This is a genomic window from Planotetraspora phitsanulokensis, from assembly GCF_016863295.1.
Classification (GTDB): domain Bacteria; phylum Actinomycetota; class Actinomycetes; order Streptosporangiales; family Streptosporangiaceae; genus Planotetraspora; species Planotetraspora phitsanulokensis.
Genome location: NZ_BOOP01000023.1, coordinates 91,664 through 116,764 on the forward strand (window position 1 = coordinate 91,664; position 25,101 = coordinate 116,764).

Here is a 25,101-nt window from a genome sequence, read left to right on the forward strand (position 1 = left end):
GCATGGCGAACAACCGCCGTCGTGCAAGGCTGAAAGGAAAGAATACCAGCCCGCTGTCAGCCTCTGAGCCGCTCCACGAGCAGCTCCTTCACCAGGTCGGGAACCAGCCCGGAGACGTCGCCGCCGTAGCGGGCGATCTCCTTCAGCCTGCTCGACGACAGGAACGAGTACTCCGGGTTGGTCGACATGAACAGCGTCTCCACACCCGACATGCGGTAGTTCAGCTGGGCCATCTGCAACTCGTAGTCGAAGTCGCTGATCGCCCGCAGTCCCTTGACGATCGCCGGGATGCCCTGCTGCTTGCAGAAGTCGACCAGAAGTCCGTGGAACTTCTCCACACGGACGTTGCCGTACTCCTTGGTCACCGCCGTGAGCATCTCGATGCGCTCGTCGACGGTGAACAGGCTCTTCTTCTCGACGTTGATCAGCACGGCGACGACGACCTCGTCATAGAGCCGTGACGTCCGGCCGATGATGTCCAGATGTCCGTTGGTCACGGGGTCGAACGACCCCGGACAGACGACGCGACGCAAAGGCGCACCCCCACGGTTTACGGGTTCCCGGCGGCGCGACCGTACCAAACGGACGCTTCGCCGTACCGACGGACCCTGTCTTCTTCGAACCCACGCGGCCACACCAGGTCCTTCCCCCTGGATTCCCGCTCCACCGCCACAAGTGCGTCCCCGGCCAGCCAGCCGTTGTCCCTGAGCGCCTCGAGCAGCCTGGTGACCGCCTCGTCCGTCACGGCGTAGGGCGGATCGGCGAAGACGAAGTCGTACGGCTCCTCGCAGGGGCGGCCCACCACCCGCTCGGCCTTCTCCGGCGCGAGCACGGCGCCCGGCAGGCCGAGGGAGGCGATGTTCCCCCTGATCGTCCGTACGGCTCTCGCGTCCGACTCGACGAGCAGCGCGTGCACGGCGCCCCGGCTGAGCGCCTCGAGACCGACGGCCCCCGACCCCGCGTAGAGGTCGAGCACCCGCAGCCCCTCGAGCGAGCCGAACATCGATCCCACCGTGGAGAACAGGCCTTCCCTGGCCCGGTCACTGGTGGGCCTGGTCGCGCCACCTGGGGGAACGGCGAGCCGGCGGCCTCCGGCGGTCCCTGCGATCACCCGCGTCATCCGTTCATTGTCCCGTCCGGCCCGGCCGTCCCGCTCCGCGGCCCGGATCCCGCGGAGATCGTCTTTGGTCAAGAGTGGGCAAGAGGGAGCGAGGAATGAGTAAGAGCGGTATCGCGAGGCCTGCGGCATCCGCATGATGAGTTCTGCGGCCTTCAGGTGACCCAGGGGAAGGCCGGCCGACGTGATCGTGAGCCCTTCCGCACGTCGGCGCCCTCGGCACCTGACCCGAGGGTGGGCCCAGCCGGGGACGGCATTCGGGGGGAGGCCGTCCCATGGCTGGGCCCTGGGTCATTTAAGCGCTCGCGCTGTCGGCGCGTCAGCGTCTGGCAGCTATTTGCGGCCTTTCCGAGATCTTCCGCCTTTGAGCGGGTCTTGCAGGGTTCATGCCTTTTCCAGGTATTCCGCCTTCTCATCGGCCACCATCGCGTCGAGCTCCGACCGCAGGGCCGGATGGGAGTCCAGTTCGGGATCGCCCACCAGCACGGTCGTCGCCTCCGCCCGGGCGGCCTCGATCACGTCCTCATCCCTGAGCAGCTGCAACATCTTCAGCGACGACTTGCGGCCGGACTGTGCGGCGCCGAGGACGTCGCCCTCACGGCGCTGCTCCAGGTCCACCCGCGACAGCTCGAACCCGTCCAGCGTGCCCGCCACCGCGTCCAGCCGGGCCCGCGCTGGGGTTCCCTCCGGAGCCTCGCTCACCAGCAGGCACAGCCCCGGCAGGCCGCCCCGGCCGACGCGGCCGCGCAGCTGGTGGAGCTGCGATACGCCGAAACGGTCGGCGTCCATGATGATCATCACGGACGAGTTCGGCACGTCGACGCCCACCTCGATGACCGTGGTCGCCACCAGGACGTCGACCTCCCCGCGGCTGAACGCCGTCATCACCGCGTCCTTCTCCTCGGGTGGCAGCTTGCCGTGCAGCACCTTGATCCGCAGGCCCTGGAGAGGGCCGGCGGTGAGCGCCTCGGCGACGTCCAGGACCGCCAGCGGGGGCCTGCGCTCCTCCTCGGAGCCGGGCTTGTCGAGATCCCCCTCGTCGCCCTCCTGGTCGCCGATGCGGGGGCAGACGACGTAGGCCTGCCGGCCGAGGCCGACCTCCTCGCGTACCCGCTCCCACGTGCGGTCGAGGAAGCGCGGCTTCTCGGCCGCGGGCACCACGTGCGTCGAGATCGGCGCCCGGCCGGAGGGCAGCTGGGTGAGCGTGGAGACCTCCAGGTCGCCGAAGACGGTCATCGCGACCGTCCGGGGAATGGGCGTCGCGGTCATCACCAGGACGTGCGGCCTGCCCCCGCCGCCCTTCTCGCGCAGGGCGTCGCGCTGCTCCACGCCGAACCGGTGCTGCTCGTCGACCACGACCAGGCCGAGATCGGCGAACTGGACATGCTCCTGGAGCAGCGCGTGGGTGCCGACCACGATGCCGGCGTTGCCCGAGGCGGCGTCCAGCAGGGCGCTCCTGCGTCCCCCCGCGCCCATCGAGCCGGTGAGCAGGGCGACCATCGTGCCGCCGAACATGCCGCCGGTGGCGAGGTCGCCGAGCATCTTCACGATCGACCTGTGGTGCTGCTGGGCGAGCACCTCCGTGGGGGCGAGCAGCACGGCCTGACCGCCGGAGTCGACGACCTGCAGCATGGCCCGCAGCGCCACCACGGTCTTGCCCGCGCCCACCTCGCCCTGGAGGAGCCGGTGCATGGGGTGTTCCAGCGAGAGGTCCGCGGCGATCTCTTCGCCGACCGCCAGCTGCCCCTCGGTCAGCTGGAACGGCAGCCGCCCCTCGAACGCCCGCAGGAGCCCGTCGTCGGCACCCGGCCGCGGCCTGGCCGGCCAGGCGGACGCGGCGAGCCTGCGCCGCACCAGCACCGCCTGCAGGACGAACGCCTCGTCGAACTTCAGGCGGCGCCGCGCCTTGGAGACCTCCCCCATGTCACGCGGGCGGTGGATCTGCCGCAGCGCGGCCTCCAGTGGGGACAGCCCGTGCCGTTCGCGGACCTCGGCGGGCAGCGGGTCCTCCAGGCTCAGCACGTCGATCACGGTGCGGACGGCCCGGCGGATCTTCCAGGTGGCCAGGCCCTGCGCGGAGGGATAGATCGGCACAGGCGCGGTCGCGAACTCCTCCGCGGTCTCCGGCGTCTCGTCGAACGACTCGTAGTCGGGATGCGTGAGCGACACCCGCCGCGTCTTCCCGCTCGCGAAGATGTTGACCTTGCCGGAGAACATGGCCTCGGTGCCCGGCGTCAGCCGCTGCTCCGCGACGTACGCCCCCTTGCCGAAGAACGCCAGATGCAGCTTGTCCCTGCCGTCGGTGACCTGGACGTCGAGCCAGGTGCCCTGCCGGTTCTTCATCGGGCGGCGCATCGCGGCCGACACCTTGCCGACGACGGTCGCGTGCTCGTCGTGCTCGAGCGACGCGATCGGGGTCAGCTCGCCGCGCTGCGCATACCGCCTCGGGTAGTGCCGCAGCAGCTCACCGACCGTGGCGATGCCCAGCGCGCTCTCCAGTGGAGCGGCCGTCTTGTCGCCGAGGGCCTTCTTCAGCGGCTCGTCGAACCTTGTCACGGCACCAGTTTCTACCCCCGACCACCGACAATGCGGCTCACTCGACGCCGATGAGTAGCGGATAACCGCCCTGACCTCCCGCGAGGACGGTCACCTCGACGTCCGGCCGGGCGCGTTCCAGATGGTCCTGGACGGCCCGCAGGACGTCGTCGGGGGCGTCCTCGCCCGTCACGAGCGTCACGAGCTCACTGCCTCCCGACAGCAGGCGACGGGCCACCTCGACGGCCGTGCTCGCGAGGGCGGCGCCGATGAGGGCGGCTTCACCGTCGACGACCCCGAGCACGTCCCCGGGGCCGCAGAGCCCCGCGCTGGTCATCACCTCGCGGTCGGCGACCCACACGTGACCGTGACGGGTGTGGCCCGCCGCGTCGGTCATCGCGACGACGTCGTCGTCGAAGCGCCGGAGGGGGTCGTGCACGGCCAGGGCCGCGAGCCCCTGGACCGACGCCTTCGTGGGCAGCACGCTGACCGTGACGCCCTCCTCGCGCGCCACCTCCGCGGCGGCGGCCGCGACGGCCTGCACGCCGCCGTCGTTGGGCAGGACCACGACCTCGGTCCCGGCCTCCCTGATCGCCTGCAGCACGGCCGCCAGGGGCGGCGTCGAGCCGGGGTCGCGCCGCACGACGACGGCCCCCGCCTGGCGGAACAGCGCGGTCAGGCCGTCGCCCGCCGCGACCGCCACCACGCCCCGCCCGTGGCTCGGCTCGTGCGTGCGGGCGCCGAGGTAGGTGACGCGGATGCGGTGCGGTCGCCCCACGCCCAGCGCGGCCTCGATCGCGACGCCCGCGTCGTCCACATGGACGTGGACGTTCCACAGGCCGTCTCCCCCGACGATCACCAGAGAGTCGCCCAGTGCGTCGAGCACGCCTGTGAGCCGGTCGACGTCGGCCTGTTCGGCGTCGAGGAGGTACATGACCTCGTAGCCCGCCCCCGTGTCCGCCACGGCGGTGATCTTCTCGGTCGGCGCCGGCACCTCGTGCCTGTCGCTGTAGGCCTCGGAGACCACCTCGGTCAGGCTCTCCAGGATGATCGCCAGCCCGGCGGCTCCCGCGTCCACCACGCCGTTGCGCGCCAGCACCTCCAGCTGCCCGGTGGTCCTGCGCAGGGCCCTGCGCGCCTCCTCCGCCGCCCGCCTCGCCACCTCGGCGAGGTCGTCGGGGGCGTCCCGTACGGCTCCCGCCACCGCGGACAGGACGCTGAGCAGCGTGCCCTCGACGGGGCGGACGACTGCGGCCCTCGCCAGCTCCGCCGCCTTGACCAGGCCGTCGCGGAGATCGGCTCCGCGGCCCTCGGCCTGCCTGAGCACCTCGGCCAGGCCCCTGATGGCCTGGCTGACGATCACGCCGGAGTTGCCCCTGGCCCCGAGCAGAGCGCCGCGGGCGAGCGTCTGCCAGGTGCTGTCGCTGCCCGCGTCGCCAGGCAGGCCGTCCAGCGCCTCGGCGGCCGAGAGCAGCGTGAGATGCAGGTTCGTTCCGGTGTCGCCGTCCGGCACGGGGAACACGTTGAGGGCGTCGATCTCCGCCCTGGCCTTGCCGAGTGCGTCCGCGCAGTGCCGGAACCAGCGCCGCACGGCAGGGGGGTCGAGCACGTCCAGCATCCCGCTGTCCTTCCTTCCAGGCGCGCTCCTCCCCCAATGCGCTACCGTTGGCGGATACGAGATTATCCCCGTTCGCCGGGATCTCCGTTTGGTGTGCAGCGGCTGACATCGGATATCCTCGTCTGGCCAGCCGGTTGTCCCGGCATTGCTCGGATGGGCCGCTCTCGACGCGGACCGGGCCGATCGACTGATTTTGAAGGAGCGATTCACCGTGGCTTCCGTCTGCGACATCTGCGCCAAGAAGCCGATCTTCGGCAACAACGTCTCCCACTCGCACCGCCGTACTCGCCGCCGCTGGAACCCGAACATCCAGACTGTGCGCGCGGTGGTCGACGGGACGCCGAAGCGGCTCAACGTCTGCACCTCCTGCATCAAGGCAGGAAAGGTCACCCGCTGACCTGAGGTACCGCCGAGCCCGTCACCGCGAGGTGGCGGGCTTTCGCGTTGCCTGCTGTTTCCGCGACGAACGCTCCGCCGCGCGAGGGCCGCGGTTAGCATCCGAACTGTGATCACTCGGATAAGCGTTCACGCGACCAGGGGGCAGAAGATCGCCGCCTCGGTCTTCGGGATCTTCTTCCTCGGCATCCTCGCGGGCGTCGTAGGCGTCGGCGCCCTCGTGGCGTCCGCCTTCTTCGCGGTCGACGCCGAAACCGGCCTGTCCGACTCGATCGACAACGGAGGCATCCTCTACGGAGGAGCCGTCCTGTTCGCCGCCTTCTTCGCGCTGATCGCGATGATCGCCGCGGCGGCCGTGGTCACATTCCTGTTGCAGACGTTCCGGAGCCGCGCCACGTTGTCGGGATCGACGCTCGAGCTCACGGGCGCGCTCTCCACCCGGCGCGCCGATCTGGCGAGCGCGCCGGTGCGGATCGACACCGTCCCGGAGTACGTCCGGGATCCGCACGACCGGGTGGTGCCCACGGGTCGCAGGATCCCCCGGCTGATCGCCGTGGACCCTTCGGGCCGGCCCGTACGGCTGCGGCTGCACGGCAGGGACCGCGGCCTCCTGCCATCGGCCGAGCTGAACGCCCTCGCCGACGCGATCGAGTCGGGCACGCGCCCGGAGCCCGACGCCGCACACGCCACCCAGACCGCCGCGATCCTCCGCCGCCTCGCGACCGACCCGCTCGCCCGCCTGATCTGAGCCCGGGTCAGGACCTCCAGCGCCAGCCGTGGTCGACCGGGCCGATGCCCGCGCCGAGGGGGAAGCCGCGGGCGATCGCCCCGGTGACGTACTCCTTGGCCTGCCGTACCGCGCCCGGGACGTCCTCTCCCAGCGCGAGGTAGGAGGCGATGGCGGAGGCGAGCGTGCAGCCGGTGCCGTGGGTGTGCCGGTTGTCGTGCCGCTCTGCGGTGAAGCGGAAACTCCGGGATCCGTCGGTGAGCAGGTCCACGGGCTCACCGGGCAGGTGCCCGCCCTTGATCAGCGCCCACGTCGGCCCGAGCGCCAGCACGGCCTCGGCCGCCCGCGGCAGATCCCGCTCGTCCTCGACCTTGACGCCCGTGAGCTGCGCGACCTCCCAGAGGTTCGGGGTCACGACGGTCGCGACGGGGAGCAGCCGGGTCTTGACCGTGCCCACGGCCTCGGGCGCGAGGAGGGAGTCGCCGTGCTTGGAGACGCCGACCGGGTCCACCACGACGGGGGCGGCGACGCCGGACAACACCTCGGCGACGGTCTCCACGAGCACCGGGGAGGCCAGCATGCCGGTCTTGATCGCCTGGGCGCCGATGTCCCCGAGGACCGAGTCGAGCTGGGCCCGCACCGCCTCGGGGGGAAGCTCCCAGTAGCCCTGGACGCCCAGCGAGTTCTGGGCCGTCACGGCGGCGATCACGCTCATCCCGTGAACGCCCAGGGCCAGCATCGTCTTGAGGTCGGCCTGGATCCCGGCGCCGCCGCCGGAGTCCGAGCCCGCGATCGTCAGCACGCGTGGAGGGGTGGTCATGCCCCCATCAAACCAGGACCCGCAGGCAGGGCCCGCCTCACCTGCTGGTGCTGGATACGGTGCACTCGCCTCCCGCGAGGGTGCAGCCGCCGGGGGCCTGGAAGCGGCCGCGGAAGGTGAGGCTCACCGTGGTGTCGCGTCCGCTCCGCAGCTTCCGGTCGGAGCCGATCGACAGCGTGTTCCCGTTCTGATCCCAGTGGTCCGCCCCCACCTGCACTGCCGAGCCTTCGAGGGGGAGGCCGACCGTCCAGGAGGAGAGGTCGTCGGCCTCGTTGTGCACGGTGACCTTCGCGCCGTACCAGCCTCCGGCCTGCCAGTCGAGCCGGACGCTCACCCGCACCCGGTCCGAGGCGGCCGGCTGGGTGGTCTCGGGCTCGGACTGCCCGTCGTCCGAAGGCGGAGGGGGAGGAGGGGCGGCGACGACCGGCGCCGAGGCGCTCGGCGGCGTCTCGGGCGACTGCGTGGTGACGTCACGGGTGGGCGAGTCCCCCGGCCCGGTCGCCGGGGTGGTGCCCGGAGTGGCCGAGGCGGTCGTGCCGGCTGTGACGCTGGGGGTGGAGCCGGGCGTGGCGCTGCGCGAGCCGGGCGGCGTCCGTCCCGCCGAGGCGCTGGGGGTGGAGGACGCCGATCCGTCTCCGGTCTGGTGATCATCCGTGGGGGCCGAGTCCGCCGTCCGCTCGGTGTCGCACTGGCCGGGCGCCGCGCAATTCGTGCCCAGCGACTGGACGGTGAGCTCGGTGCGCCCGGATAACACCTGCACGCCGCCGACGATCAGACCCAGGGTCAGCACGACCGAGACGCCCGACACGAGGGCAAGCCTGCGCAGCCCCTTCGAGGAGTCGTCGCCGGGGCTGGGGGCGCTGCTCAGCCCAGAGCCGAGGAACCCGCTCCGGCGAGCCTCGTCACCCTCCTGCCGCCGCGCCGCCAGATCGCCAGGCCGGACGACCGTGTTCGCTCCTTCGTCCGGGAGCTGCGGTTGTCCCGTTCCAGCCGGATGTTCTGCCGCGTGGCGGCCCATGAGGGTCCTTTCCTGTTGGTACCGCCCTACTTAATAACAGAGCCAATTAATCGTTGTCACAAAATTCCCCTCATTCTCGGAAGTGATCCCAGCCACCTGAGGTCTCGGCACGTCCGCTGACCTCGGCCTTCGCCTCTCCCTCCGCGTCGGAGACCTGCCCGACGACACGCCAGGAAGGCGGCAGCGAAACGTCCCGGGGGAAGGTGGCGGCGAGCGCGTGGTCCTCGCCGCCGGTGAGGACCCAGGTCAGCGGGTCGGCGTCCAGCTCGGCGGCGAGCCGGGCCATCGCCTCGGGCACGGGCAGCGCTGCGGGGTCGAGGACGATCCGCACCCCACTGGCGGTCGCGACGTGGCCGAGATCCTGCAACAGCCCGTCGCTGACGTCGAGCATGGCCGTGGCGCCGAGCCCGGCCGCCTCCGGCCCGCACGCGTACGGCGGCTCCGGCCTGCGGTGGGCGGCGACGAACTCCTCCGCGAAGTCCGGGACCTCGGTGGTCCCCCGCTCCGCCGAGAGGAGGGCGAGGCCGGCGGCCGCGTATCCGAGCCGACCGGCCACCGCGACCACGTCGCCGGGACGCGCGCCCGACCTGGTCACCGGCGTCCGCCCGCCGAGATCACCGAGCGCGGTCACCCCGATCACCACGATGTCCGAGCGCGCGATGTCTCCCCCGGCTACCGTGGCGCCGACCAGGGCGCATTCGTCCCTGAAGCCGTCGGTCAGGGCGTCGAGCCACTCGGCCGACGCCTCACCGGGCAGGCCCAGGCCGACCACGATCGCCGTGGGGTCGGCCCCCATGGCAACGATGTCGGAAAGATTCTGTGCTGCGGCTTTTCTGCCTATGTCGTACCCACTGGACCAATCGCGGCGGAAGTGCCTACCCTCAATCAGGAGATCGGTACTGACCACGACCCGTCCGTCAGGTGCTTCCAGGATCGCGGCGTCGTCGCCGGGGCCCAGGATCACCCCCGACCCTTGGGGCAGGCGTCCCGAAATCCGCCTGATCACACCGAATTCACCAAGATCTCCGACTCTGATGACACACCCCTTGTGCATTCGAGGTACGGTTACGCTCCGGCACTGATCTCTATCCGGAGGACGCGATGGTGCAGGCCTACATCCTTATCCAGACCGAGGTCGGCAGGGCCGCCGATGTGGCCGGGCAGATCGCGTCGATCACGGGCGTCACACAGGCCGAGGATGTCACCGGCCCCTATGACGTGATCGTCCGGGCCGAGGCCCACAACGTCGACGAACTCGGCAAGCTCGTCGTGGCCCAGATTCAGGCTGTGAAGGGCATCACGCGTACGCTTACGTGTCCCATAGTCCACATCTAGTCCGGCACGGCGGGCGTCGACTGCCACCGGACAGCCGATCTGGAAGACGATGCCCAAAACAGCCCTGCCCGCCGGAGCGGCAGCCGCCTTCGTGGCCCTGACCGTCCTCGCCGGATGCTCCGGCGTCGTGCGCGTCGAGCCGCCCACTCCCACGGGAGCGGCCGCGGCCGCATGCCGGAAACTCGCCGGCGCGCTCCCCCACACGCTCGACGGGCTCGACCGCGTCGCGTCCGAGCCCGCCTCGCCGTACGTGGCCGTCTGGGGTGAAGGTGAGATCGCCCTGCGCTGCGGCGTCGAACGGCCCGCCGCGATGCCCGCCACCGCCGAGGTCTCGGACGTCGACGGCGTCGGCTGGTTCAACGATCCGCAGCGGCCCGCGCTGTACACCGCCGTCAACCGCGAGGCGTACGTCGAGCTGACGATCTCCCCCGAGCACAGGCCGGCGGAGATCCAGGTCGATCTCGCCGGGCCCATCAAGACCAACATTCCGCAGTGAGTTAGCGCAGCCCCGCCGGCCTGTTGTACGCGAGCTGGATCAGCCGGTCGACGAGATCGGCGTATGACAGCCCGCTGGCGGCCCACAACTGCGGGGCCACAGAGAGGGACGTGAAGCCGGGCATCGTGTTGATCTCGTTGAGGATCAGCTCGCCCGACGGCGTGTAGAAGAAGTCGACCCGGGACAGGCCCTCGCAGCCCAGCGCCTCGAAGGCCTGTACGGCCATGCCGCGCAGCGCCTCGATCGCCTCCGCGGGGATGTCGGCGGGCACGTCGAGCGCCATCTGGTCGGGGTAGTACTTGGCCTCGAAGTCGAAGAACTCGTGCTCGCCCCTGACCAGCACCTCGCCGGGCATGCTCGCCTCCGCCGGAGCGTCCCCGAGCGACTCGAGAACGGCGCACTCGATCTCCCGGCCGACGATCGCGGCCTCGACCAGCACCTTGGGGTCGTGGGCGCGGGCGAACTCGACCGCCGCCTCGAGAGACTCCACGTCGTGGGCCTTGGAGATGCCCTGGGACGACCCCGCGCGGGCAGGTTTCACGAACACCGGCCAGCCCAGCTCCTCGACCTCCTTGAGCACCCTCGCCCGGTCGATGCGCCAGTCGCGGTCGGTGACGGTGACGAACGGCCCCACGGGCAGCCCCGCCGCCCGCAGAACGAGCTTCATGTACGCCTTGTCCATGCCGACGGCGCTGGCCAGCACCCCGGACCCCACGTAGCGGACCCCGGCCATCTCCAGCAGTCCCTGGATCGTGCCGTCCTCGCCGAAGGGACCGTGCATGACGGGGAAGACGACGTCGACCTCACCGAGGGTCCTCGGGATCTGCCCGGGCTCGAGGGCCACCAGCGAGCCCGACTCGGACGGCAGTGCGAGAGCCGTACCGGACTCGTCGACGGAGGGCAGGCGGCCCCCCTCGATCGCATAACTCTGGCTGCCGGGGACCAGCACCCAACGCCCGTCCTGGGCGATGCCGATGGGGAACACCTCGTACTTTGAGCGGTCGATCGCCTCAAGCACGCTTCCGGCGCCCATAAGAGAGACGGCGTGCTCGGAGTTGCGTCCTCCGAAGACCACCGCCACACGTATACGCGACCGTGACTCGCGAACCTCATTCATGATGCCCGAATCTACCGCGTCTGGGAGGCAAAACGGCTTGTCAGCCGCGCGCCGTACTGGTTGAACCCAGAGCGTCGAGCGCCTGGGTGACGTCCATGATGAGGTCCTCGGCGTCCTCGAGGCCGATCGAGAAGCGGACGGCTCCCGCGTCGACACCGGAAAGCGCCTCGTCGGAACGGGCCACCGAGGCGAGATGCGTCACCTTGGTGTGGGTGCCGCCGACGGAGGACGCGATGCCGGCCAGGCGCAGGCCGTCCGCCAGGGTCATGCCCGCCGTGTACCCCCCGTGAGGGATTACGGTCAGGCACGCGCCGAACCTGGTGCCCTCGGGACCGGAGTCGAAGACGAGCCGGGCGAGTTGGTGTGCGGGGTGGCCCGGCAGGCCCGGATAGTCGACCCGGCGCACGGCCGGGTGCTTGGCCACGGCGGCGGCGACCTCCATCGCCGTCGCGCACATCCGCCGCACGCGCAGGGTCAGCGTCTCGAGCCCCCTGTGCAGGAGGAACGCGTCGTCCGGCGAGAGCGTGCCGCCCGTGGCGACCCGGACCTCCCTGATCTGGGCCATCAGGTCGCGCCGCCCCACCACCACTCCGCCGGTGCTGTCGTCGTGGCCGCCGAGATACTTGGTGGCCGAATGGACGACCAGGTCGGCGCCGTGCTCGAGCGGGCGGCACACGACCGGGGTGGCGGTGGAGGAGTCGACGACGAGCAGGGCTCCCGCCTCGCGGGCTATCCGGTAGAGCCCGCGGATGTCGGCCACCATCATCGACGGGTGCGCCAGCGCCTCCGCGTACACGATCTTCGTCGTCGACCGCATCGCGGCGTGGACCCGGCGCAGGTCGGAGTAGTCGACGAAGTCCACGGTCACTCCGAACCGGGACAACACGTCGGTCAGCAGCGCGTACGTCCCGCCGTGGACGGGAGCGGGCGCGACGACGTGCGCGCCCGCGCGCAGGAAGCTCAGGAAGACCGTGTTGATCGCGGCCATCCCCGACGGGAACGCCTCACCTGCCACGTCGTCGGGCGCGGCCGCACCCTCGAGGGCGGCCACCCCGGCGGCGAAGGCGGCGACGGTCGGGTTGTCGATGCGGCTGTAGGCGAAGCCCGGCATGCGCCCCGACAGGACGTCGCCGTACTCACCGGACGACTCGAACTCCCACGTGGCGGTCCGCCACACGGGAAGGCCGATCGGGACCTGCCGGGGCAGCGGAGGCGAGGGCAGATGGACGGCCCGGGTGTTCTCCCCGGGCCGCTTCCGCGATCGCCTCATGGAGTTCACAGACCGTATCGCTCCGGTTTGGGAGTTCGGTTCATCAGCAGGAGCGCGGCCTCACCGGGCGACAGACCGTCGTGGACCACTCCCACGACCACCTCGGTGATGGGCATCTCCACGTCGTGTTTCCTGGCCAGCTCGAGCACGGACTCGCAGGACTTGACGCCCTCGGCCGTCTGCTTGGTCGCGGCCACGACCTCGGCCAGGGTCATGCCGCGGCCGAGGTTCTCCCCGAAGGTGCGGTTCCTGGACAGAGGCGACGTGCAGGTCGCGATCAGGTCGCCCATCCCCGCGAGGCCCGCGAACGTGTGCTGGTCGGCGCCCAGGGCCGCGCCCAGCCGGGCGATCTCGGCGAGCCCGCGGGTGATCAGCGTGGCCCGGATGTTGTCGCCGAGGCCCATGCCCGCCGCGACGCCCACGGCCAGCGCGATGACGTTCTTGACCGCGCCGCCGAGCTCGACTCCGACGACGTCGGCGTTCGTGTAGGTGCGGAACCACGGCAGGTGGCAGGCGTCCTGGAGCCTGCCGGCCACCTCGTCGTCCGTGCAGGCGACGACGGCCGCGGCCGGCTGCCTCCGGGCCAGCTCGGGGACCAGGTTGGGTCCGGAGACCACCGCCACGCGGCTCTCCGGCACCTCGGCCACCTCGCAGATGACCTCGCTCATCCGCTTGCCGGTGCCCAGCTCGACGCCCTTCATCAGGCTGACCAGCACGGCGCCGGGCGGGATGGCGTCCTTCCACTCGGCGAGGTTGCCGCGCAACGTCTGCGCGGGGACGGCGAGGACGACGAAGTCCGCCCCGTCCATGGCCGCGACGTGGTCGGTAGTGGCGCTCAGCGTCTCGGGCAGCTTCACGCCGGGAAGGTACTCGGGGTTCTCGTGGCGATCGTTGATCGCGTCGACGACCTCCGCCCGCCTGCCCCACAACGTCGTGTCGGTACCCGCCTCAGCGAGGATCATCGCGAACGTGGTGCCCCACGAGCCCGTACCGAAGACGACCGCCTTACTCACTGGTCGCTCACCACTCCTCATCGCCCAGGCTCGCGGTCACGTGCCATTCCCTACCGTACGTCGTGCTCAGTCCTGCGCAGCGTTTTTCGGGTCATACGGGACTTCAGGCGCCTTCTCATCCCGGATCTCGGCGAGCAGTCCGGTGACCGCCGCCATGATGTCGGCCGTCGCGTCACGCAGGACCGATCCGCGCATCGGCTGGCCGGCGTACTTCGACAGGTCGACCGGCGGCCCGGCGAGCACGTGGAAGGTCTTGCGGGGGAACAGCCGCGGCTTCTTCTCGCCGTACGGCAGGAGCTCCTGGGCGCCCCAGTGGGCGATCGGGACCACCGGCACACCTGTCGCGAGGGCGAGCCGGGCCGCACCCGTCTTGGCCGCCATCGGCCACAACTCGGGGTCGCGGGTGATCGTGCCCTCCGGGTAGAAGAGGATGGCGCCGCCCGCCCTGAGCCGCTCCTCGGCGGTTTTGAGCGACTGCGTCGCCTCGGTGCTCCCGCGCTGGACCGGGATGGCCCGCAGCTGGGAGACCGCGTGACCGAGGAACGGGACCTTGAAGATCCCCGACTTGGCCAAAATGATCGGCCAGCGGCCGGTGTTGTACAGGTAGTGCGAGAGCAGCACCGGATCCGACCAGGACAGATGGTTGGCCGCGATGATCAGGCCGCCCTTGCGCGGGATGTTTTCTCCCCCACGCCATCTCCGCCTGACGAACAGCAGCGACAGCGGCTTCACGATCAGGACGGCGAGGAACTCCCAGAAGCGCGGCGGGCGTGAGCTGCGCCTCGAAGCGGGTGTCCGAGCCTCGCCGGACGGCGACTGCTCCACCTCGCCGGTGGGCTCGCTGGGCTGGCTCACTTCTCCTCCTTCACGGCCGCGTTTCCAACGGCCGCTGAATCAACGTGTGTCGCGTCGCCGCGCCCCGGCGACCTGGCCTCCAGGTCACCGTGCGCGGCTCAAGTCTCCCGGCTGCGTCGCCGGAATGTCGAGGCGGGATGCTTAAGGTTATGCAGCTCGCTCGATGGTCCATCGTGGTGCCGGTCAAGACTCTCATCCGGGCCAAGACACGGCTTGCCGGAGCGGCCGGGCCGTACCGGGCCGATCTGGCCGTGGCCGTCGCGAGCGACACGGTGGCGGCCGCGCTGGCGTGCCCCCTCGTGGCGCGCGTCGTGGTGGTGACCGCCGACCCGGTGCCGGCGGAACGGCTCGCCGCGCTCGGCGCGCATGTGGTGAACGACCCGGACAGGGGGCTCAACGCCGCGTTACGTGTGGGCGCGGCGGAGGCGGTACAGCTGGCGGCGGGCGACGCCGTGGGCGCCCTTCAGGCGGATCTGCCGGCGTTGCGCCCACGGGAGCTGGAGAGGGTGCTGACGGCGGCGCTGGAGTTCGACGAGTCCTTCGTCCCGGACGCCGCCGAGGTGGGGACCACCTTCTACGGCGTGCGACCGGGAATCGCGTTCCGGCCGCGGTTCGGGGGCGAGTCGAGGGCCAGGCATCTGTCGGGCGGCGCGAAGGAGTTGGCGCTGGAGGCGATCCCCTCGGTCAGGCGGGACGTCGACACGGTCGAGGACCTCAAGGAAGCCGAGGCCCTCGGCCTGGGCCCCGCCACCATCCAGATCGCCCCCCACATCCTCCGTGCGTGATCACGCCCCCGCCTCTCCCGCGTGATCACGCCCGAGGGGTTGGGGTCAGGCGGGGGTCTCTTCTCTGGCTTGTTTGGGGAGGAGGAAGGCCACCGCGTAGGTCACGATGAGCATTCCGGCCACCACCCAGAGGGTGACCTTCATGGCGTGGTCGAAGGTCGCGCCGCTGGGGATGGAGCCCAGCAGGTCGAAGAAGACCGTGCCGAGCAGCGCCACACCGAAAGCGTTGCCCAACTGCTGGACGGCCGTGAGCGTGCCCGACGCCGATCCGGTCTCGTGCTGCTCCACTCCCGCGAGGACGATGTCGAAGAAGGGCGCCATCAGCAGGCCCATTCCCACACCGCTCACCACCAGAGCCGGCACGAGCTGCCACGGGGTGACCTCGAGCCCGGCGGAGTTCACGGTGAACAGCACCGCGATCACGCCGACGGTCATGATCAAGGTGCCTCCGTGCAGCACCTTGCGCCCGAACCTCTGTACGACCTGGGCGAGCCCGAAGCCGACGATCATGCCGGCCGACCAGGGCACCATCGTCAGGCCGGCCTTCAGGGTGGAGTAGCCCAGCCCGATCTGGGTGTAGAGGTTGAAGACCAGCATGAAGCCGGCCATGCCCGAGAAGAAGACCATGCCCGTGAGCAGACCACCGGTGAAGGCCCGCTTGCGGAACAGGCTGGGCACGATCAGCGGGTCGCCGCCCTGACGGCTCTTACGCGACTCGAACCAGCCGAACGCCGCGAAGACGACGGCCGAGGCGGCGAGCATGACGAACGTCCACGCGGGCCAGTCGCTCTCGCGCCCCTGGACCAGCGGGTAGATCACCAGGAATCCGCCGAGCGAGGCGAGGATGATCCCGGGGAAGTCGAGCCTGAGGGGATGCGGCGATCTCGACTCGGGCAGGAACCGCGCACCGGCGAGCAACGCGGCGGCGCCGAGAGGCAGGTTGATGAGGAAGATCATGCGCCAGCCGGTGCCGAAGTAGTCGGCCTCGACCAGCCAGCCCGCCAGGATCGGACCGCCCACGGCGGAAAGACCCATGATCGGGCCGAACATCCCGAAGGCCGCCTGCATCTCCTTCGGCGGGAACATCTCCTTGATCATCCCCAGCCCCTGGGGAAGCATCACCGCGCCGAACAGGCCCTGCATGACGCGGGCGCCGATCAGAATCTCCGGCGACTGCGCGACGGCACAGGCCAGCGACCCCAGGGTGAAGCCCGCGGCGCCGATCAGGAACATCCGCTTGCGCCCGAAGATGTCGCCCAGCCGGCCTCCGGTGATCAAGCCAACGGCCATCGACAACGTGTACGCGGCGCCCAGCCACTGGATCGTCGCGGGGGTGCCACCGAGGTCGGCGCGCATGGTGGGTGCGGCGATGTTGGTGACCATGGCGTCGAGCAGGTCCATGACCTCCGCGGCCAGGATCACGAACAGAGCCGCCCAGCGCCACCTGTACGGCGCGGCCTCACCGGCCGGAGCCACCGGAGCCGCTGAAGCCCCGGAGGCCGTCACATCGGCGGAATTGACCATCACTCCTCCTGGAAGCGAGAAGAACACTGTTCACAGATTGATGAGCACTGTTCTACTATCGAACAGTGCTCATTCACAAGTTCAGCGTTCTCACGATATATCTCAACTCAAGGCAAGACAAGATATATCTCAAACTGGGTCGCTGTTCGCCGACGCCGAGCGCCATTCCCTACGATGGGCGCGAAAGCGGGAGGACCTCATGAGCCAGCAGGACGACGTGCCCACAGCGCCGTGGGAGCGTCCGCGCAAACGCCAGGCTCCGGCCAGGATCCCTCTCACCAGGGAGCGGATCGTCGAAGCCGCGTTCGTCGTCCTCGACCGGGACGGTTACGACAAGCTGAGCATGCGCCAGGTGGCGGCGGAGCTCGGCGTCGCCGTGTCGGCGCTGTACGTCCACGTCGACGACAAGGACGAGCTGCTCCAGCTGATGTACAACCGCCTGTTCGACGACGTGGAGCTGCCGGAGCCCGATCCGGAGACGTGGCAGGAGCAGATCAAGGACTTCGCGCGGGACGGCCGTCAGCGCCTGCTGCGCCACCGCGACATGGCCAGGATCTCGATGCAGCATGTCCCGTTCACCGCGGAGCTGCTCCCGCACGTGGAGAGACTCTTCGGCATCCTGCGGGCGGGCGGCCTGCCCGACCGGGTGACGGCGATCGCGGGCGACCTGCTCTCGACGTACATGGAGGGCTTCACCCTCGAGGAGAGCATGTGGCAGGACCGCATGAAGGACTCCTCGTGGACGGTGATCGGCAGCCGGCTGGAGAACTACTTCGCCTCGCTGCCGCCTGACCGTTTCCCGAACCTGGTCGCCCTCGCCGACCTGATGGTGGGCGAGACCAACGACTACCGGTTCGAGCTGGGCCTCGACATCATCGTCCGGGGCCTCGCGTCGTACGGCACGCACTCCGACTCCGACCAGGACGAGGCCTCCTGACCGAGCCGTGCTGACAGGCGAGGCATCGTGAGTAGTCTGATCATGTGCAGGCCACAGTGAAAACCTTCGACGGCGCCACCCGTTCGGGATCGGTTTTCCTCGACGACGGAACGGAGATCCCGTTCGACGCCGCCGCGTTCGACGCCGGACCGCTGCGGCACCTGCGGTCCGGGCAGCGGGTCAACATCGTCATGACCGGCGAGCGGATCACCTACGTGACGCTCTCCACGTTCCCGGTCCCCCAGCCCGGCCCCGACTCGGCCTGAGCATCCGGGGGCGATCCCGAAACGGCCCCGGACGACTCCGACAAGACGACTCCGACAAGCGGAAACGGCGCCCGGGATGGCCGGACGCCGTTTCATGGCTCTGATGATGGTTCCGCCGGTTACTTCCTCTTCGAGGACGCCTTGCCGCCGGCGTTGACCTGGTCGCGGAAGTCCGCACCTGGGCGGAACTTCGGCGCCCAGCTCTCCGCCACCTTGATCGGGTCACCGGTCGAAGGGTTGCGCGCCGTGCGGGCGGGCTTGTGCACCATCTCAAAAGCGCCGAAGCCGGTGATCGAAACCTTGTCACCACTTGCGACGGCCTGCTGGATCGCCTCGAGCACCGCGTTGACGGCCTCCGTGGCCGTCTTCCGGTCACCTACACGGTCGATGATCGCGTCGACGAGTTCTTTTTTGTTCATTGGTTCCTCCCCCTTACGCGCTTGAAATTAGGGGACGAGGGCGCGGGACTCAATCACCGGGGGGCATGTTTCGCCTGCTCGGCGTGTCGAATGCGCCGTCCAGACAGGCGATGAAGGCGTCCGGCCGGGCGGGCCGCATGAGCTATGTCCCGATTTGCCACGTCACAGATGGCGAGCACCATCGAGTCGGGCGCACCGCTTCTCCTGTGGTAAGGCTAACGCGCCGGCACGGCCCCGCGCATCACGCAGTGGCCGTGCCAGCAGGCAATATGCGACTTGGAGATCGTTCAGACGGTCGTCGGCAGCCACGGCTGGCGGCCACTCTCGTACGCCGCGATGTCGTCCTTGTGACGCAAGGTGAGCCCGATGTCGTCCAGGCCCTCCATCAGGCGCCACCGCGTGTAGTCGTCGATCTCGAAATCCGCCACCAGGTCGCCGAGCCGTACCTGCCGCTCGACGAGGTCCACGGTCACCTCGGCTGCCTGGTCCGCCTCGACAGCGGCCTGGATGCGCTCGACGACGTCGGCGGGGAGCACGACCGGCAGCAGGCCCATCTTCGTGGAGTTGTTCCGGAAGATGTCGCCGAACCTCGCGGAGATGACGACGCGGAAGCCGTACTGCTGAAGCGCCCAGACCGCGTGCTCACGGGAGGAGCCGGTGCCGAAGTCGGGGCCGGAGACGAGGATCGAGGCGCCCTCGTACGCGGGGTCGTTCAGGACGAAGGCCGGGTCCTCCCGCCAGGCGGAGAACAGGCCCTTCTCGAAGCCGGTACGGCTGACCTGCTTGAGCCAGACGGCCGGGATGATCTGGTCGGTGTCGACGTTGCTGCGGCGCAGCGGCACGGCCCGGCCGGTGTGGGTGGTGAAGGCGTCCATGGGTGATCTCTCCTGGAAACGGGCCTGATCAGAGGTCGGCGGGGGCGGTGAGCCTGCCGGTGACGGCGGTCGCGGCGGCGACCTGCGGCGACACCAGGTGGGTGCGTCCGCCCTTGCCCTGGCGGCCCTCGAAGTTGCGGTTCGAGGTCGAGGCGCTGCGCTCTCCCGGCTGGAGCGTGTCGGGGTTCATGCCGAGGCACATCGAGCAGCCCGCCTCACGCCACTCGGCGCCGGCGGCCTTGAACACCTCGTGCAGGCCTTCCTCCTCGGCGGCCTTCTTGACCTGCATCGACCCCGGGACGATCAGCGTGCGGGTCACCACCGTACGGCCGCGCAGGATCTCGGCAGCGGCCCGGAGGTCCTCGATCCGGCCGTTGGTGCAGGACCCGACGAAGACGGTGTCCACCTCGACGTCCCGGAGCGGCGTGCCGGCGGCCAGCCCCATGTACTCCAGCGCCCGCTCCGCCGCGGACCGCTGAACCGGGTCCGTGAAGTCCTCTGGCGAGGGTACGGCGGAGCCGATCGGCGCCCCCTGGCCGGGGTTGGTCCCCCACGTGACGAAGGGCGTCAGCGTCGAGGCGTCGATGTGCACGACCTTGTCGAACTCGGCGTCGTCGTCGCTGCGCAGGCTCTTCCAGTACTCGACGGCCTCGTCCCACGCCTCTCCCGTGGGGGCGTGCGGACGGCCGCGCAGGTACTCGAACGTCGTCTCGTCCGGCGCGATCATCCCGGCCCTGGCCCCGGCCTCGATCGACATGTTGCAGACCGTCATCCGGCCCTCCATCGAGAGCTTGCGGACGGCCTCGCCGCGGTACTCCACGATGTAGCCCTGACCGCCGCCCGTGCCGATCTGGGCGATGATGGCGAGGATCAGGTCCTTGGCCGTCACGCCGACCGGCAGCTCGCCGGAGACCTCGATCGCCATCGTCTTGGGACGGTAGGCGGGCAGGGTCTGGGTGGCCAGCACGTGCTCCACCTCGGAGGTGCCGATGCCGAAGGCCAGCGCCCCGAAGGCGCCGTGCGTGGAGGTGTGGGAGTCGCCGCAGACGACCGTCATGCCCGGCTGCGTGAGGCCGAACTGCGGGCCGATGATGTGCACGACGCCCTGGCCCGCGTCCCCCATGGGGTGGAGCCGGATGCCGAACTCGGCGGTGTTCTTGCGCAGGGTCTCGACCTGGGTGCGGGAGACCACGTCGGCGATGGGACCGAGCACGGTCGGGACGTTGTGGTCCTCGGTGGCGATCGTGAGGTCGGGGCGGCGCACCGTCCGGCCGCTGAGACGCAGGCCGTCGAAGGCCTGCGGGCTGGTCACCTCGTGGATGAGGTGCAGGTCGATGTAGAGCACGTCGGGCTCGCCCTCCGCATGGCGGACGACATGCTTCTCCCAGACTTTCTCAGCCAGTGTGCGGCCCATGATTGTGATCGCCTCCTTGCGCTCGCCCCCGAAATCTCTGATGATGAGACGGAAATATCGGGATATGGACACTGTACCCGCTGCGTTCCCGTATTGGGTTTGCATCTCGGATAGCGAGACGGCAGTATCGGGGTATGGACAACTCTAGCGGGGTCGGAGTACTCGACAAGGCGGTTCTGGTACTCAACGCGCTGGAGGCGGGCCCCGCTTCCCTCGCACAACTGGTCCAGGCGACCGGCCTGGCAAGGCCCACGGCCCACCGGCTCGCGGTGGCGCTCGAACACCATCGCATCGTCTCCCGCGACACTCAGGGCCGGTTCGTTCTGGGACCGCGGTTGTCGGAGTTGTCCACCGCCGCGGGCGAGGACCGGCTGCTCGCGGTCGCCGGCCCCGTCCTCATCCACCTCCGCGATCTCACCGGGGAGAGCGCCCAGCTCTACCGCCGCCAGGGCGACGAGCGCGTCTGCGTCGCCGCCGCCGAGCGGGCGAGCGGCCTGCGGGACACGGTTCCCGTGGGGTCGGCGCTGCCGATGACCGCCGGATCCGCGGCGCAGATTCTGCTCGCCTGGGAGGAGCCCGACCGCCTGCACCGCGGGCTGCGCGGAGCCAAGTTCACCGCCGCGACCCTCGCGAGCGTGCGCAGGCGTGGCTGGGCCCACAGTGTCGGCGAGCGCGAGCAGGGCGTGGCCAGCGTCTCCGCCCCCATCCGCGGCGCCGGCGGCAAGGTGATCGCGGCCGTGTCGGTCTCGGGACCGATCGAGCGCCTCACCCGCACGCCCGGCCGCATGCACGCCGCCCCCGTCGTGGCCGCGGCGGAGAGGATCACCGAGGCGATGCGGCGGGCCAACTGATTAGAGAGCTGGGGCCGTTGGCCCTAGGCTGGCGGGGTGACAGATCGCATCGAGGCAGCCGCCGCTGAACTGCGTCCCCTGCTCCAAGAATTCATCCTCTGGGCGCCGGCCAACGCACCGGACAGCGACCCTGACCTCGTGGGCCCGGCAGCGTTGTGGCACCGCCTTGACGTCAAGGGCGACGTAGGACTGTGGAAGCGGCAGGATCTGCGCAACCTGCTTCTGGAGCGGATGCCCCAGGCGGTCGAGGATCCCGACGCCGCCGCCGACGGCATGGTGCCCGCCATCCGGGCGTACCTGACCTTCCTGTCCTCGACCGGCCGCCTGTCGGCCGGCTCCGACCCGCTCGAGAGCCTGCTCGAGGAGCTCGACGAACTCGAGGACGACTTCGTCGACGCGATGGAGGACGCGCTGGCCGAGCGCGACTGGGACGAGGAGGAGGACGAGCTCGACGAGGACGAGAGCCTCGGCGACTTCGAGCCGTTCGCCGACGAGATCTCCGACCTTCCCACCATCAGGCTGCGGCCCGACTCCGAGCTGGCCGCGGCCGCCCGCCAGGTCCCGCTCGTCGGCCAGGCCCGCGATCTGGCGCTGTGGGTCGGCACGGGCCGCAAGGTGGGCGAGGAGACCCTGCTCAGCGATGAGGAGGTCCGTGACGCCGTCAAGGCGCTCGGCCTGGCCGAGCCGCAGGCCCTCTGGAACATCTGGAACCTCGCCATCGACCTGGAGTTCCTCGCCCCCGACGGCGACGACACCGTGAGCGTCGACTCCGACACCGCCGCCTGGCCGTTCGAGGACGACGAGGACGCGCTGGACGTCTGGACGCTGGGTCTCCACTCGATCGACTACGGCGACCCCGAGCTCGACGACGACGACCTGACGCTGGCGCTGTCCGGGCTCACCCGGGCGCTGCTGATCAGGGTCCTGGTCAACGGCGGCAGCCGTTCACTCGACGAGCTGCGGGGCGAGCTGGCCGAGGCGACGGCGGAGTACGACGATCTCGGCGCGGACGCCTGGGCCGCCGCCGTCGATCCGCTCGCCCCGGTCATCGCCTGGCTCACCGGCTACGGAATGGTCACCGTCGCCGACGGCGAGGTCACGCTGACGCCGCTCGGCACCGAGGGCGTCGTCCACATGATCGACGAGGCGGACATCGAGGTCGACGCCCGTCCGGCGATCGACGCGATGACGGCCCTCGATCTGCTGTCGTTCAGCGCCGACCTGCCGGAAGACGAGGCCGACGCCGAGTTCGCCGCCTGGATGGCCCTCCGCGACCCCGGCCGCGCGGCCTCCGAGCTGCTCGAGGCGGCCGCGGAGGACGAGGCCGACGCCCTCATCCGGGTCCAGGCCGCCAGCCTGGTGGGCTCCCTCGGCGAGGTGGCCGTGCCGGCCTGGCGCGAGGCGCTCGAGGAGGCGTCGCTCCGGCCGTACGCCGCGACCCACCTCGCCCAGTTGGACGCCGAGGACGCCCTCGAGCCCACCCAGGCGGACACGCACTGGTTGATCCTCGACATGTGGACGATCTCGGCGGGTCTCGGCCGCAGCGAGTTCGTGAGCAGCCTGCACGACATCGGCCCGGCGCAGACGATCATCGGGCTGCTCGACGTGATCTGGAAGGTCCGTCACCCCCACCTGGAGGAGCTGCTGGAGGCCGTGGGCGACGCCCACCCGGACCCGCAGGTGGGCAAGGCCGCCAAGCGCGCCCTGTTCAAGGCGCGATCGGGAAGATAGCGCAGGCCGTCGTGCCGTGGGCGTAGAGCTTGCCGTCGTTCACGCCCACGAGCCGGGCCTCCGCGGTGGCGGTCGTCCGTCCGACGTGCACGGTGTTCGCCTCGCAGCGGAGGGTTCCGGTGTGGGCGAAGGCGGGCCGGGTCATGTGAACCCCCAGCTGCGTGGTGGTGTAGCCGAACCCCGCCGTCAGGCGGGTCATCACCGCGCAGCCGAGGGCCGAGTCGAGCAGGGTGGCGTAGTAGCCGCCGTGGATCGAGCCCAGCGGGTTGTACAGGTGCTCACCGGTCTCCCCTTCGAAGACCGCCTTGCCCGGCTCCACGTGAACCAGGGTGAAACCGAGGGTGCCCGCGATCGGCGGGGGCGCGATCTCCCCGTCCATCAGGGCCCGGAGGAACTCCAGCCCGCTCAGCTCTCCGGTGGGCGGGGTCGGGGGAAGCCAAGAGTGGGTGCGCGAGTTGATCGTCGTCGTCATGAGTATGATTTTGGAACTCAGATGACGCCGAACGCAAATCTTGCACGGAGGGCGGTTAGGCGCCCGCCTCCGCGGCCTGCGCCCCTCTCGACCAGTCGGGCAGCGGGCGGTAGAGGGGGACCCCTCCGGCCTCCAGTTCGTCCCTGAGCCTGAAGTACTCGTCACCGAAGGGGTCGACGCCGCTCAGCGGCATCAGGCTCCTCCGGACGGCCACATCGTGCGGAGCGAGCTCCGCCGCCTTCCGGGCATGTCCCCGCGCGGGAGCGGTACGGCCGCGGCGGAACAGCCACGCGGCGAGCCGCGCGTGCAGCCGCGCGCGGCGCTCCTCCTCCGTCGGGATCCGCAGATGCTCCCGTACGGCCTCCGGCGTCAGGCCCGACTCCCCGTCGAGGACCCATCTCCGGAGGGCGTTCTTGGCGTCCTCGGAGGACAGGCCGTTCATCTCACGGAAGGTGTCGGTCGCGGTCATGGTGTCCTGCGGCCGGGCGATCCGGCCCTCCTCATCGATCCACACGACGGTCGGCACGTTGACGACGTTGTACAGCTCCGCCACCGAGCCCTCGGCGTCGATCAGCGACGGATGCCCCAGTCCTTCGATCCACGGCCGGGCGTCCCCGGGATCGCGGTCGAGGGAGACGCTGACGACGGTGAGCCCGCCCGGCGAGAGCTCGTCGTGGAGCTCGTCCCACGCGGCCAGGTCGTAGCGGCAACCGCACCAGGAGGCCCAGAAGACGAGCGCGATCTTGCTGCCTCGCGCCTCGCGGAGGGAGAAGCCGTCGAGCGTGAAATCCGGCGCCTCGTCCGGGCCGAGCCTCTGGGCGTCGCCCACCGCGATCAGGCGCTCGTCCGGGTCGACGACCGCCACCCTGCCGAGCAACCCGGCGAACCCGGCGAGATCGACGCCGTCCGGCGTCTCCGCCTCGGCCGCGCGGAAGCCCGGGATGCACGCGTCGCCCCGGCACCAGCCGTGCGGCTTGCGCTCCCATCCGAAGATCGGCCGGCCGTGGCGAACCACCGGCCCCTCGACCTGTTCCTCCCGGCCGTCCATCAGCAACGTGTACATGGGCACCTCCGTTGGATAGTTACGCTCTCCAATTATTGGATAGCGCTGCTGTCCAGTCAATCGGGAAGGGTGGAGAAATCTCGCAAGGCGTGGAGGGACTCCGGGAAACCCCCGGAAACGGCGAAAACCCTCGGACGAGAGTGTCCGAGGGTTTTACCCGAGTTTGTAGCCCCGACCGGATTCGAACCGGCGCTACCGCCTTGAGAGGGCGGCGTCCTAGGCCACTAGACGACGGAGCCTTGCGCAGTGAGTAGTCCCGAGCGGATTCGAACCGCCGCTACCGCCTTGAGAGGGCGGCGTCCTGGGCCACTAGACGACGGGACCTTCGCACTGCACTTCTATCCAGCAGAATCCCATACGGGGGGATCCAGCTGGGGTACCAGGACTCGAACCTAGACTAGCTGAACCAGAATCAGCCGGGCTGCCAATTACCCCATACCCCATCTG

At 70.2% G+C, this 25,101-nt stretch carries 26 protein-coding genes and 3 tRNA genes; 9 read left to right on the plus strand and 20 right to left on the minus strand.

The genetic code is table 11. From position 1 onward, the window contains the following. Positions 1-56 precede the first annotated feature (56 nt). The 4 genes from coaD to fakA form a co-directional block, all read right to left on the minus strand. Positions 57-533 (minus strand): pantetheine-phosphate adenylyltransferase, encoded by a 477-nt coding sequence (gene coaD, locus Pph01_RS25400; protein WP_204075664.1) that lies wholly within the window; start codon positions 531-533, stop codon positions 57-59. Positions 534-550: 17 nt separating this feature from the next. Further along, positions 551-1,120: a 16S rRNA (guanine(966)-N(2))-methyltransferase RsmD gene (gene rsmD / locus Pph01_RS25405; protein WP_204075665.1), complete on the minus strand. Its 570-nt coding sequence runs from the start codon at positions 1,118-1,120 to the stop codon at positions 551-553. A 381-nt stretch (positions 1,121-1,501) separates the two neighbouring features. Beyond that, a complete protein-coding gene (recG, locus tag Pph01_RS25410; protein ID WP_204075666.1) occupies positions 1,502-3,673 on the minus strand; it encodes an ATP-dependent DNA helicase RecG in 2,172 nt (723 codons plus the stop codon). 37 nt (positions 3,674-3,710) lie between these two features. Then, positions 3,711-5,270, minus strand: coding sequence for a DAK2 domain-containing protein (gene fakA, locus Pph01_RS25415; protein WP_204075667.1), 1,560 nt, complete (start codon positions 5,268-5,270; stop codon positions 3,711-3,713). A 211-nt stretch (positions 5,271-5,481) separates the two neighbouring features. On the opposite strand from fakA, the gene rpmB reads away from it, so the two are divergent. Next, positions 5,482-5,667, plus strand: a complete 186-nt coding sequence (rpmB, locus tag Pph01_RS25420) for a 50S ribosomal protein L28 (protein ID WP_203955596.1) — start codon at positions 5,482-5,484, stop codon at positions 5,665-5,667. 108 nt (positions 5,668-5,775) lie between these two features. After that, positions 5,776-6,414, plus strand: coding sequence for a hypothetical protein (locus Pph01_RS25425; RefSeq protein ID WP_204075668.1), 639 nt, complete (start codon positions 5,776-5,778; stop codon positions 6,412-6,414). Positions 6,415-6,421: 7 nt separating this feature from the next. Here Pph01_RS25425 and thiD read toward each other — a convergent pair whose 3' ends face one another. From thiD to Pph01_RS25440, 3 genes are all read right to left on the minus strand, one after another. Continuing rightward, on the minus strand, positions 6,422-7,213 hold the full coding sequence (gene thiD, locus Pph01_RS25430) for a bifunctional hydroxymethylpyrimidine kinase/phosphomethylpyrimidine kinase (protein WP_204075669.1): 792 nt from the start codon (positions 7,211-7,213) through the stop codon (positions 6,422-6,424). A 37-nt stretch (positions 7,214-7,250) separates the two neighbouring features. Beyond that, positions 7,251-8,231 carry a hypothetical protein gene (locus Pph01_RS25435; RefSeq protein ID WP_204075670.1) on the minus strand — a complete coding sequence of 327 codons (981 nt, stop codon included), beginning with the start codon at positions 8,229-8,231 and terminating at the stop codon, positions 7,251-7,253. Between the two features lie 70 nt (positions 8,232-8,301). Continuing rightward, positions 8,302-9,285, minus strand: coding sequence for a thiamine-phosphate kinase (locus Pph01_RS25440; RefSeq protein ID WP_204075671.1), 984 nt, complete (start codon positions 9,283-9,285; stop codon positions 8,302-8,304). A 47-nt stretch (positions 9,286-9,332) separates the two neighbouring features. Here Pph01_RS25440 and Pph01_RS25445 point away from each other — a divergent pair, with 47 nt between their 5' ends. Together Pph01_RS25445 and Pph01_RS25450 are read left to right on the plus strand one after the other, a co-directional pair. Continuing rightward, positions 9,333-9,566 (plus strand): Lrp/AsnC family transcriptional regulator, encoded by a 234-nt coding sequence (locus Pph01_RS25445; protein ID WP_204075672.1) that lies wholly within the window; start codon positions 9,333-9,335, stop codon positions 9,564-9,566. A gap of 49 nt (positions 9,567-9,615) precedes the next feature. Further along, a complete protein-coding gene (locus Pph01_RS25450; RefSeq protein ID WP_204075673.1) occupies positions 9,616-10,062 on the plus strand; it encodes a DUF3515 domain-containing protein in 447 nt (148 codons plus the stop codon). Position 10,063: 1 nt separating this feature from the next. Here Pph01_RS25450 and Pph01_RS25455 read toward each other — a convergent pair whose 3' ends face one another. The 4 genes from Pph01_RS25455 to Pph01_RS25470 form a co-directional block, all read right to left on the minus strand. Further along, positions 10,064-11,179 carry a D-alanine--D-alanine ligase family protein gene (locus Pph01_RS25455; protein ID WP_204075674.1) on the minus strand — a complete coding sequence of 372 codons (1,116 nt, stop codon included), beginning with the start codon at positions 11,177-11,179 and terminating at the stop codon, positions 10,064-10,066. 40 nt (positions 11,180-11,219) lie between these two features. Continuing rightward, positions 11,220-12,449, minus strand: a complete 1,230-nt coding sequence (locus Pph01_RS25460) for a trans-sulfuration enzyme family protein (RefSeq protein ID WP_204075675.1) — start codon at positions 12,447-12,449, stop codon at positions 11,220-11,222. Between the two features lie 5 nt (positions 12,450-12,454). Continuing rightward, positions 12,455-13,462 carry an NAD(P)H-dependent glycerol-3-phosphate dehydrogenase gene (locus Pph01_RS25465; RefSeq protein ID WP_204075676.1) on the minus strand — a complete coding sequence of 336 codons (1,008 nt, stop codon included), beginning with the start codon at positions 13,460-13,462 and terminating at the stop codon, positions 12,455-12,457. Positions 13,463-13,528: 66 nt separating this feature from the next. Further along, positions 13,529-14,317 (minus strand): lysophospholipid acyltransferase family protein, encoded by a 789-nt coding sequence (locus Pph01_RS25470; protein WP_239117004.1) that lies wholly within the window; start codon positions 14,315-14,317, stop codon positions 13,529-13,531. A 149-nt stretch (positions 14,318-14,466) separates the two neighbouring features. Between Pph01_RS25470 and cofC the strand changes: the two genes are divergently transcribed. After that, positions 14,467-15,102: a 2-phospho-L-lactate guanylyltransferase gene (gene cofC, locus Pph01_RS25475; protein WP_239117005.1), complete on the plus strand. Its 636-nt coding sequence runs from the start codon at positions 14,467-14,469 to the stop codon at positions 15,100-15,102. 45 nt (positions 15,103-15,147) lie between these two features. On the opposite strand, the gene Pph01_RS25480 is transcribed toward cofC, so the two are convergent. After that, positions 15,148-16,626: an MFS transporter gene (locus Pph01_RS25480; RefSeq protein ID WP_204075678.1), complete on the minus strand. Its 1,479-nt coding sequence runs from the start codon at positions 16,624-16,626 to the stop codon at positions 15,148-15,150. A 199-nt stretch (positions 16,627-16,825) separates the two neighbouring features. On the opposite strand from Pph01_RS25480, the gene Pph01_RS25485 reads away from it, so the two are divergent. Beyond that, the gene (locus tag Pph01_RS25485; protein ID WP_204075679.1) at positions 16,826-17,563 is read left to right on the plus strand and encodes a TetR/AcrR family transcriptional regulator; all 738 of its coding nucleotides are present in this window, start codon (positions 16,826-16,828) and stop codon (positions 17,561-17,563) included. A gap of 44 nt (positions 17,564-17,607) precedes the next feature. Then, positions 17,608-17,829: a hypothetical protein gene (locus tag Pph01_RS25490; protein WP_204075680.1), complete on the plus strand. Its 222-nt coding sequence runs from the start codon at positions 17,608-17,610 to the stop codon at positions 17,827-17,829. Between the two features lie 119 nt (positions 17,830-17,948). Here Pph01_RS25490 and Pph01_RS25495 read toward each other — a convergent pair whose 3' ends face one another. The 3 genes from Pph01_RS25495 to leuC form a co-directional block, all read right to left on the minus strand. Beyond that, the gene (locus Pph01_RS25495; RefSeq protein WP_204075681.1) at positions 17,949-18,248 is read right to left on the minus strand and encodes an HU family DNA-binding protein; all 300 of its coding nucleotides are present in this window, start codon (positions 18,246-18,248) and stop codon (positions 17,949-17,951) included. A gap of 287 nt (positions 18,249-18,535) precedes the next feature. Then, on the minus strand, positions 18,536-19,123 hold the full coding sequence (leuD, locus tag Pph01_RS25500; RefSeq protein ID WP_204075682.1) for a 3-isopropylmalate dehydratase small subunit: 588 nt from the start codon (positions 19,121-19,123) through the stop codon (positions 18,536-18,538). 28 nt (positions 19,124-19,151) lie between these two features. After that, the gene (gene leuC / locus Pph01_RS25505; RefSeq protein WP_204075683.1) at positions 19,152-20,537 is read right to left on the minus strand and encodes a 3-isopropylmalate dehydratase large subunit; all 1,386 of its coding nucleotides are present in this window, start codon (positions 20,535-20,537) and stop codon (positions 19,152-19,154) included. Between the two features lie 134 nt (positions 20,538-20,671). On the opposite strand from leuC, the gene Pph01_RS25510 reads away from it, so the two are divergent. Together Pph01_RS25510 and Pph01_RS25515 are read left to right on the plus strand one after the other, a co-directional pair. Further along, positions 20,672-21,388 (plus strand): IclR family transcriptional regulator, encoded by a 717-nt coding sequence (locus Pph01_RS25510; RefSeq protein WP_204075684.1) that lies wholly within the window; start codon positions 20,672-20,674, stop codon positions 21,386-21,388. 36 nt (positions 21,389-21,424) lie between these two features. Further along, positions 21,425-23,119: a hypothetical protein gene (locus tag Pph01_RS25515; protein WP_204075685.1), complete on the plus strand. Its 1,695-nt coding sequence runs from the start codon at positions 21,425-21,427 to the stop codon at positions 23,117-23,119. Here Pph01_RS25515 and Pph01_RS25520 read toward each other — a convergent pair. The 5 genes from Pph01_RS25520 to Pph01_RS25540 all read right to left on the minus strand — a co-directional run bounded on the left by Pph01_RS25520 (position 23,097) and on the right by Pph01_RS25540 (position 25,097). Next, positions 23,097-23,591: a PaaI family thioesterase gene (locus Pph01_RS25520; RefSeq protein WP_204075686.1), complete on the minus strand. Its 495-nt coding sequence runs from the start codon at positions 23,589-23,591 to the stop codon at positions 23,097-23,099. The two genes, Pph01_RS25515 and Pph01_RS25520, sit on opposite strands and share 23 nt — an antisense overlap. A 55-nt stretch (positions 23,592-23,646) precedes the next feature. Beyond that, a complete protein-coding gene (locus Pph01_RS25525; RefSeq protein ID WP_308441922.1) occupies positions 23,647-24,639 on the minus strand; it encodes a redoxin domain-containing protein in 993 nt (330 codons plus the stop codon). A 181-nt stretch (positions 24,640-24,820) separates the two neighbouring features. Next, a tRNA-Glu gene (locus tag Pph01_RS25530) sits at positions 24,821-24,893 on the minus strand. Between the two features lie 12 nt (positions 24,894-24,905). Continuing rightward, positions 24,906-24,978: transfer RNA gene (locus Pph01_RS25535), tRNA-Glu, on the minus strand. Between the two features lie 47 nt (positions 24,979-25,025). After that, positions 25,026-25,097, minus strand: a tRNA-Gln gene (locus Pph01_RS25540). Positions 25,098-25,101 lie beyond the last annotated feature (4 nt).

Coding starts and splice junctions, on each gene's coding strand:
- Pph01_RS25460 (WP_204075675.1), bottom strand. CDS start 12,449: ATGAGGCGATCGCGGAAGCGGCCCGGGGAGAACACCCGGGCCGTCCAT.
- thiD (WP_204075669.1), bottom strand. CDS start 7,213: ATGACCACCCCTCCACGCGTGCTGACGATCGCGGGCTCGGACTCCGGC.
- Pph01_RS25485 (WP_204075679.1), top strand. CDS start 16,826: ATGAGCCAGCAGGACGACGTGCCCACAGCGCCGTGGGAGCGTCCGCGC.
- Pph01_RS25440 (WP_204075671.1), bottom strand. CDS start 9,285: ATGCACAAGGGGTGTGTCATCAGAGTCGGAGATCTTGGTGAATTCGGT.
- Pph01_RS25495 (WP_204075681.1), bottom strand. CDS start 18,248: ATGAACAAAAAAGAACTCGTCGACGCGATCATCGACCGTGTAGGTGAC.
- Pph01_RS25520 (WP_204075686.1), bottom strand. CDS start 23,591: ATGACGACGACGATCAACTCGCGCACCCACTCTTGGCTTCCCCCGACC.
- fakA (WP_204075667.1), bottom strand. CDS start 5,270: ATGCTGGACGTGCTCGACCCCCCTGCCGTGCGGCGCTGGTTCCGGCAC.
- rsmD (WP_204075665.1), bottom strand. CDS start 1,120: ATGACGCGGGTGATCGCAGGGACCGCCGGAGGCCGCCGGCTCGCCGTT.
- Pph01_RS25455 (WP_204075674.1), bottom strand. CDS start 11,179: ATGAATGAGGTTCGCGAGTCACGGTCGCGTATACGTGTGGCGGTGGTC.
- cofC (WP_239117005.1), top strand. CDS start 14,467: ATGCAGCTCGCTCGATGGTCCATCGTGGTGCCGGTCAAGACTCTCATC.
- leuD (WP_204075682.1), bottom strand. CDS start 19,123: ATGGACGCCTTCACCACCCACACCGGCCGGGCCGTGCCGCTGCGCCGC.
- Pph01_RS25450 (WP_204075673.1), top strand. CDS start 9,616: ATGCCCAAAACAGCCCTGCCCGCCGGAGCGGCAGCCGCCTTCGTGGCC.
- Pph01_RS25435 (WP_204075670.1), bottom strand. CDS start 8,231: ATGGGCCGCCACGCGGCAGAACATCCGGCTGGAACGGGACAACCGCAG.
- Pph01_RS25510 (WP_204075684.1), top strand. CDS start 20,672: ATGGACAACTCTAGCGGGGTCGGAGTACTCGACAAGGCGGTTCTGGTA.
- Pph01_RS25525 (WP_308441922.1), bottom strand. CDS start 24,639: ATGGACGGCCGGGAGGAACAGGTCGAGGGGCCGGTGGTTCGCCACGGC.
- Pph01_RS25480 (WP_204075678.1), bottom strand. CDS start 16,626: ATGGTCAATTCCGCCGATGTGACGGCCTCCGGGGCTTCAGCGGCTCCG.
- Pph01_RS25445 (WP_204075672.1), top strand. CDS start 9,333: ATGGTGCAGGCCTACATCCTTATCCAGACCGAGGTCGGCAGGGCCGCC.
- leuC (WP_204075683.1), bottom strand. CDS start 20,537: ATGGGCCGCACACTGGCTGAGAAAGTCTGGGAGAAGCATGTCGTCCGC.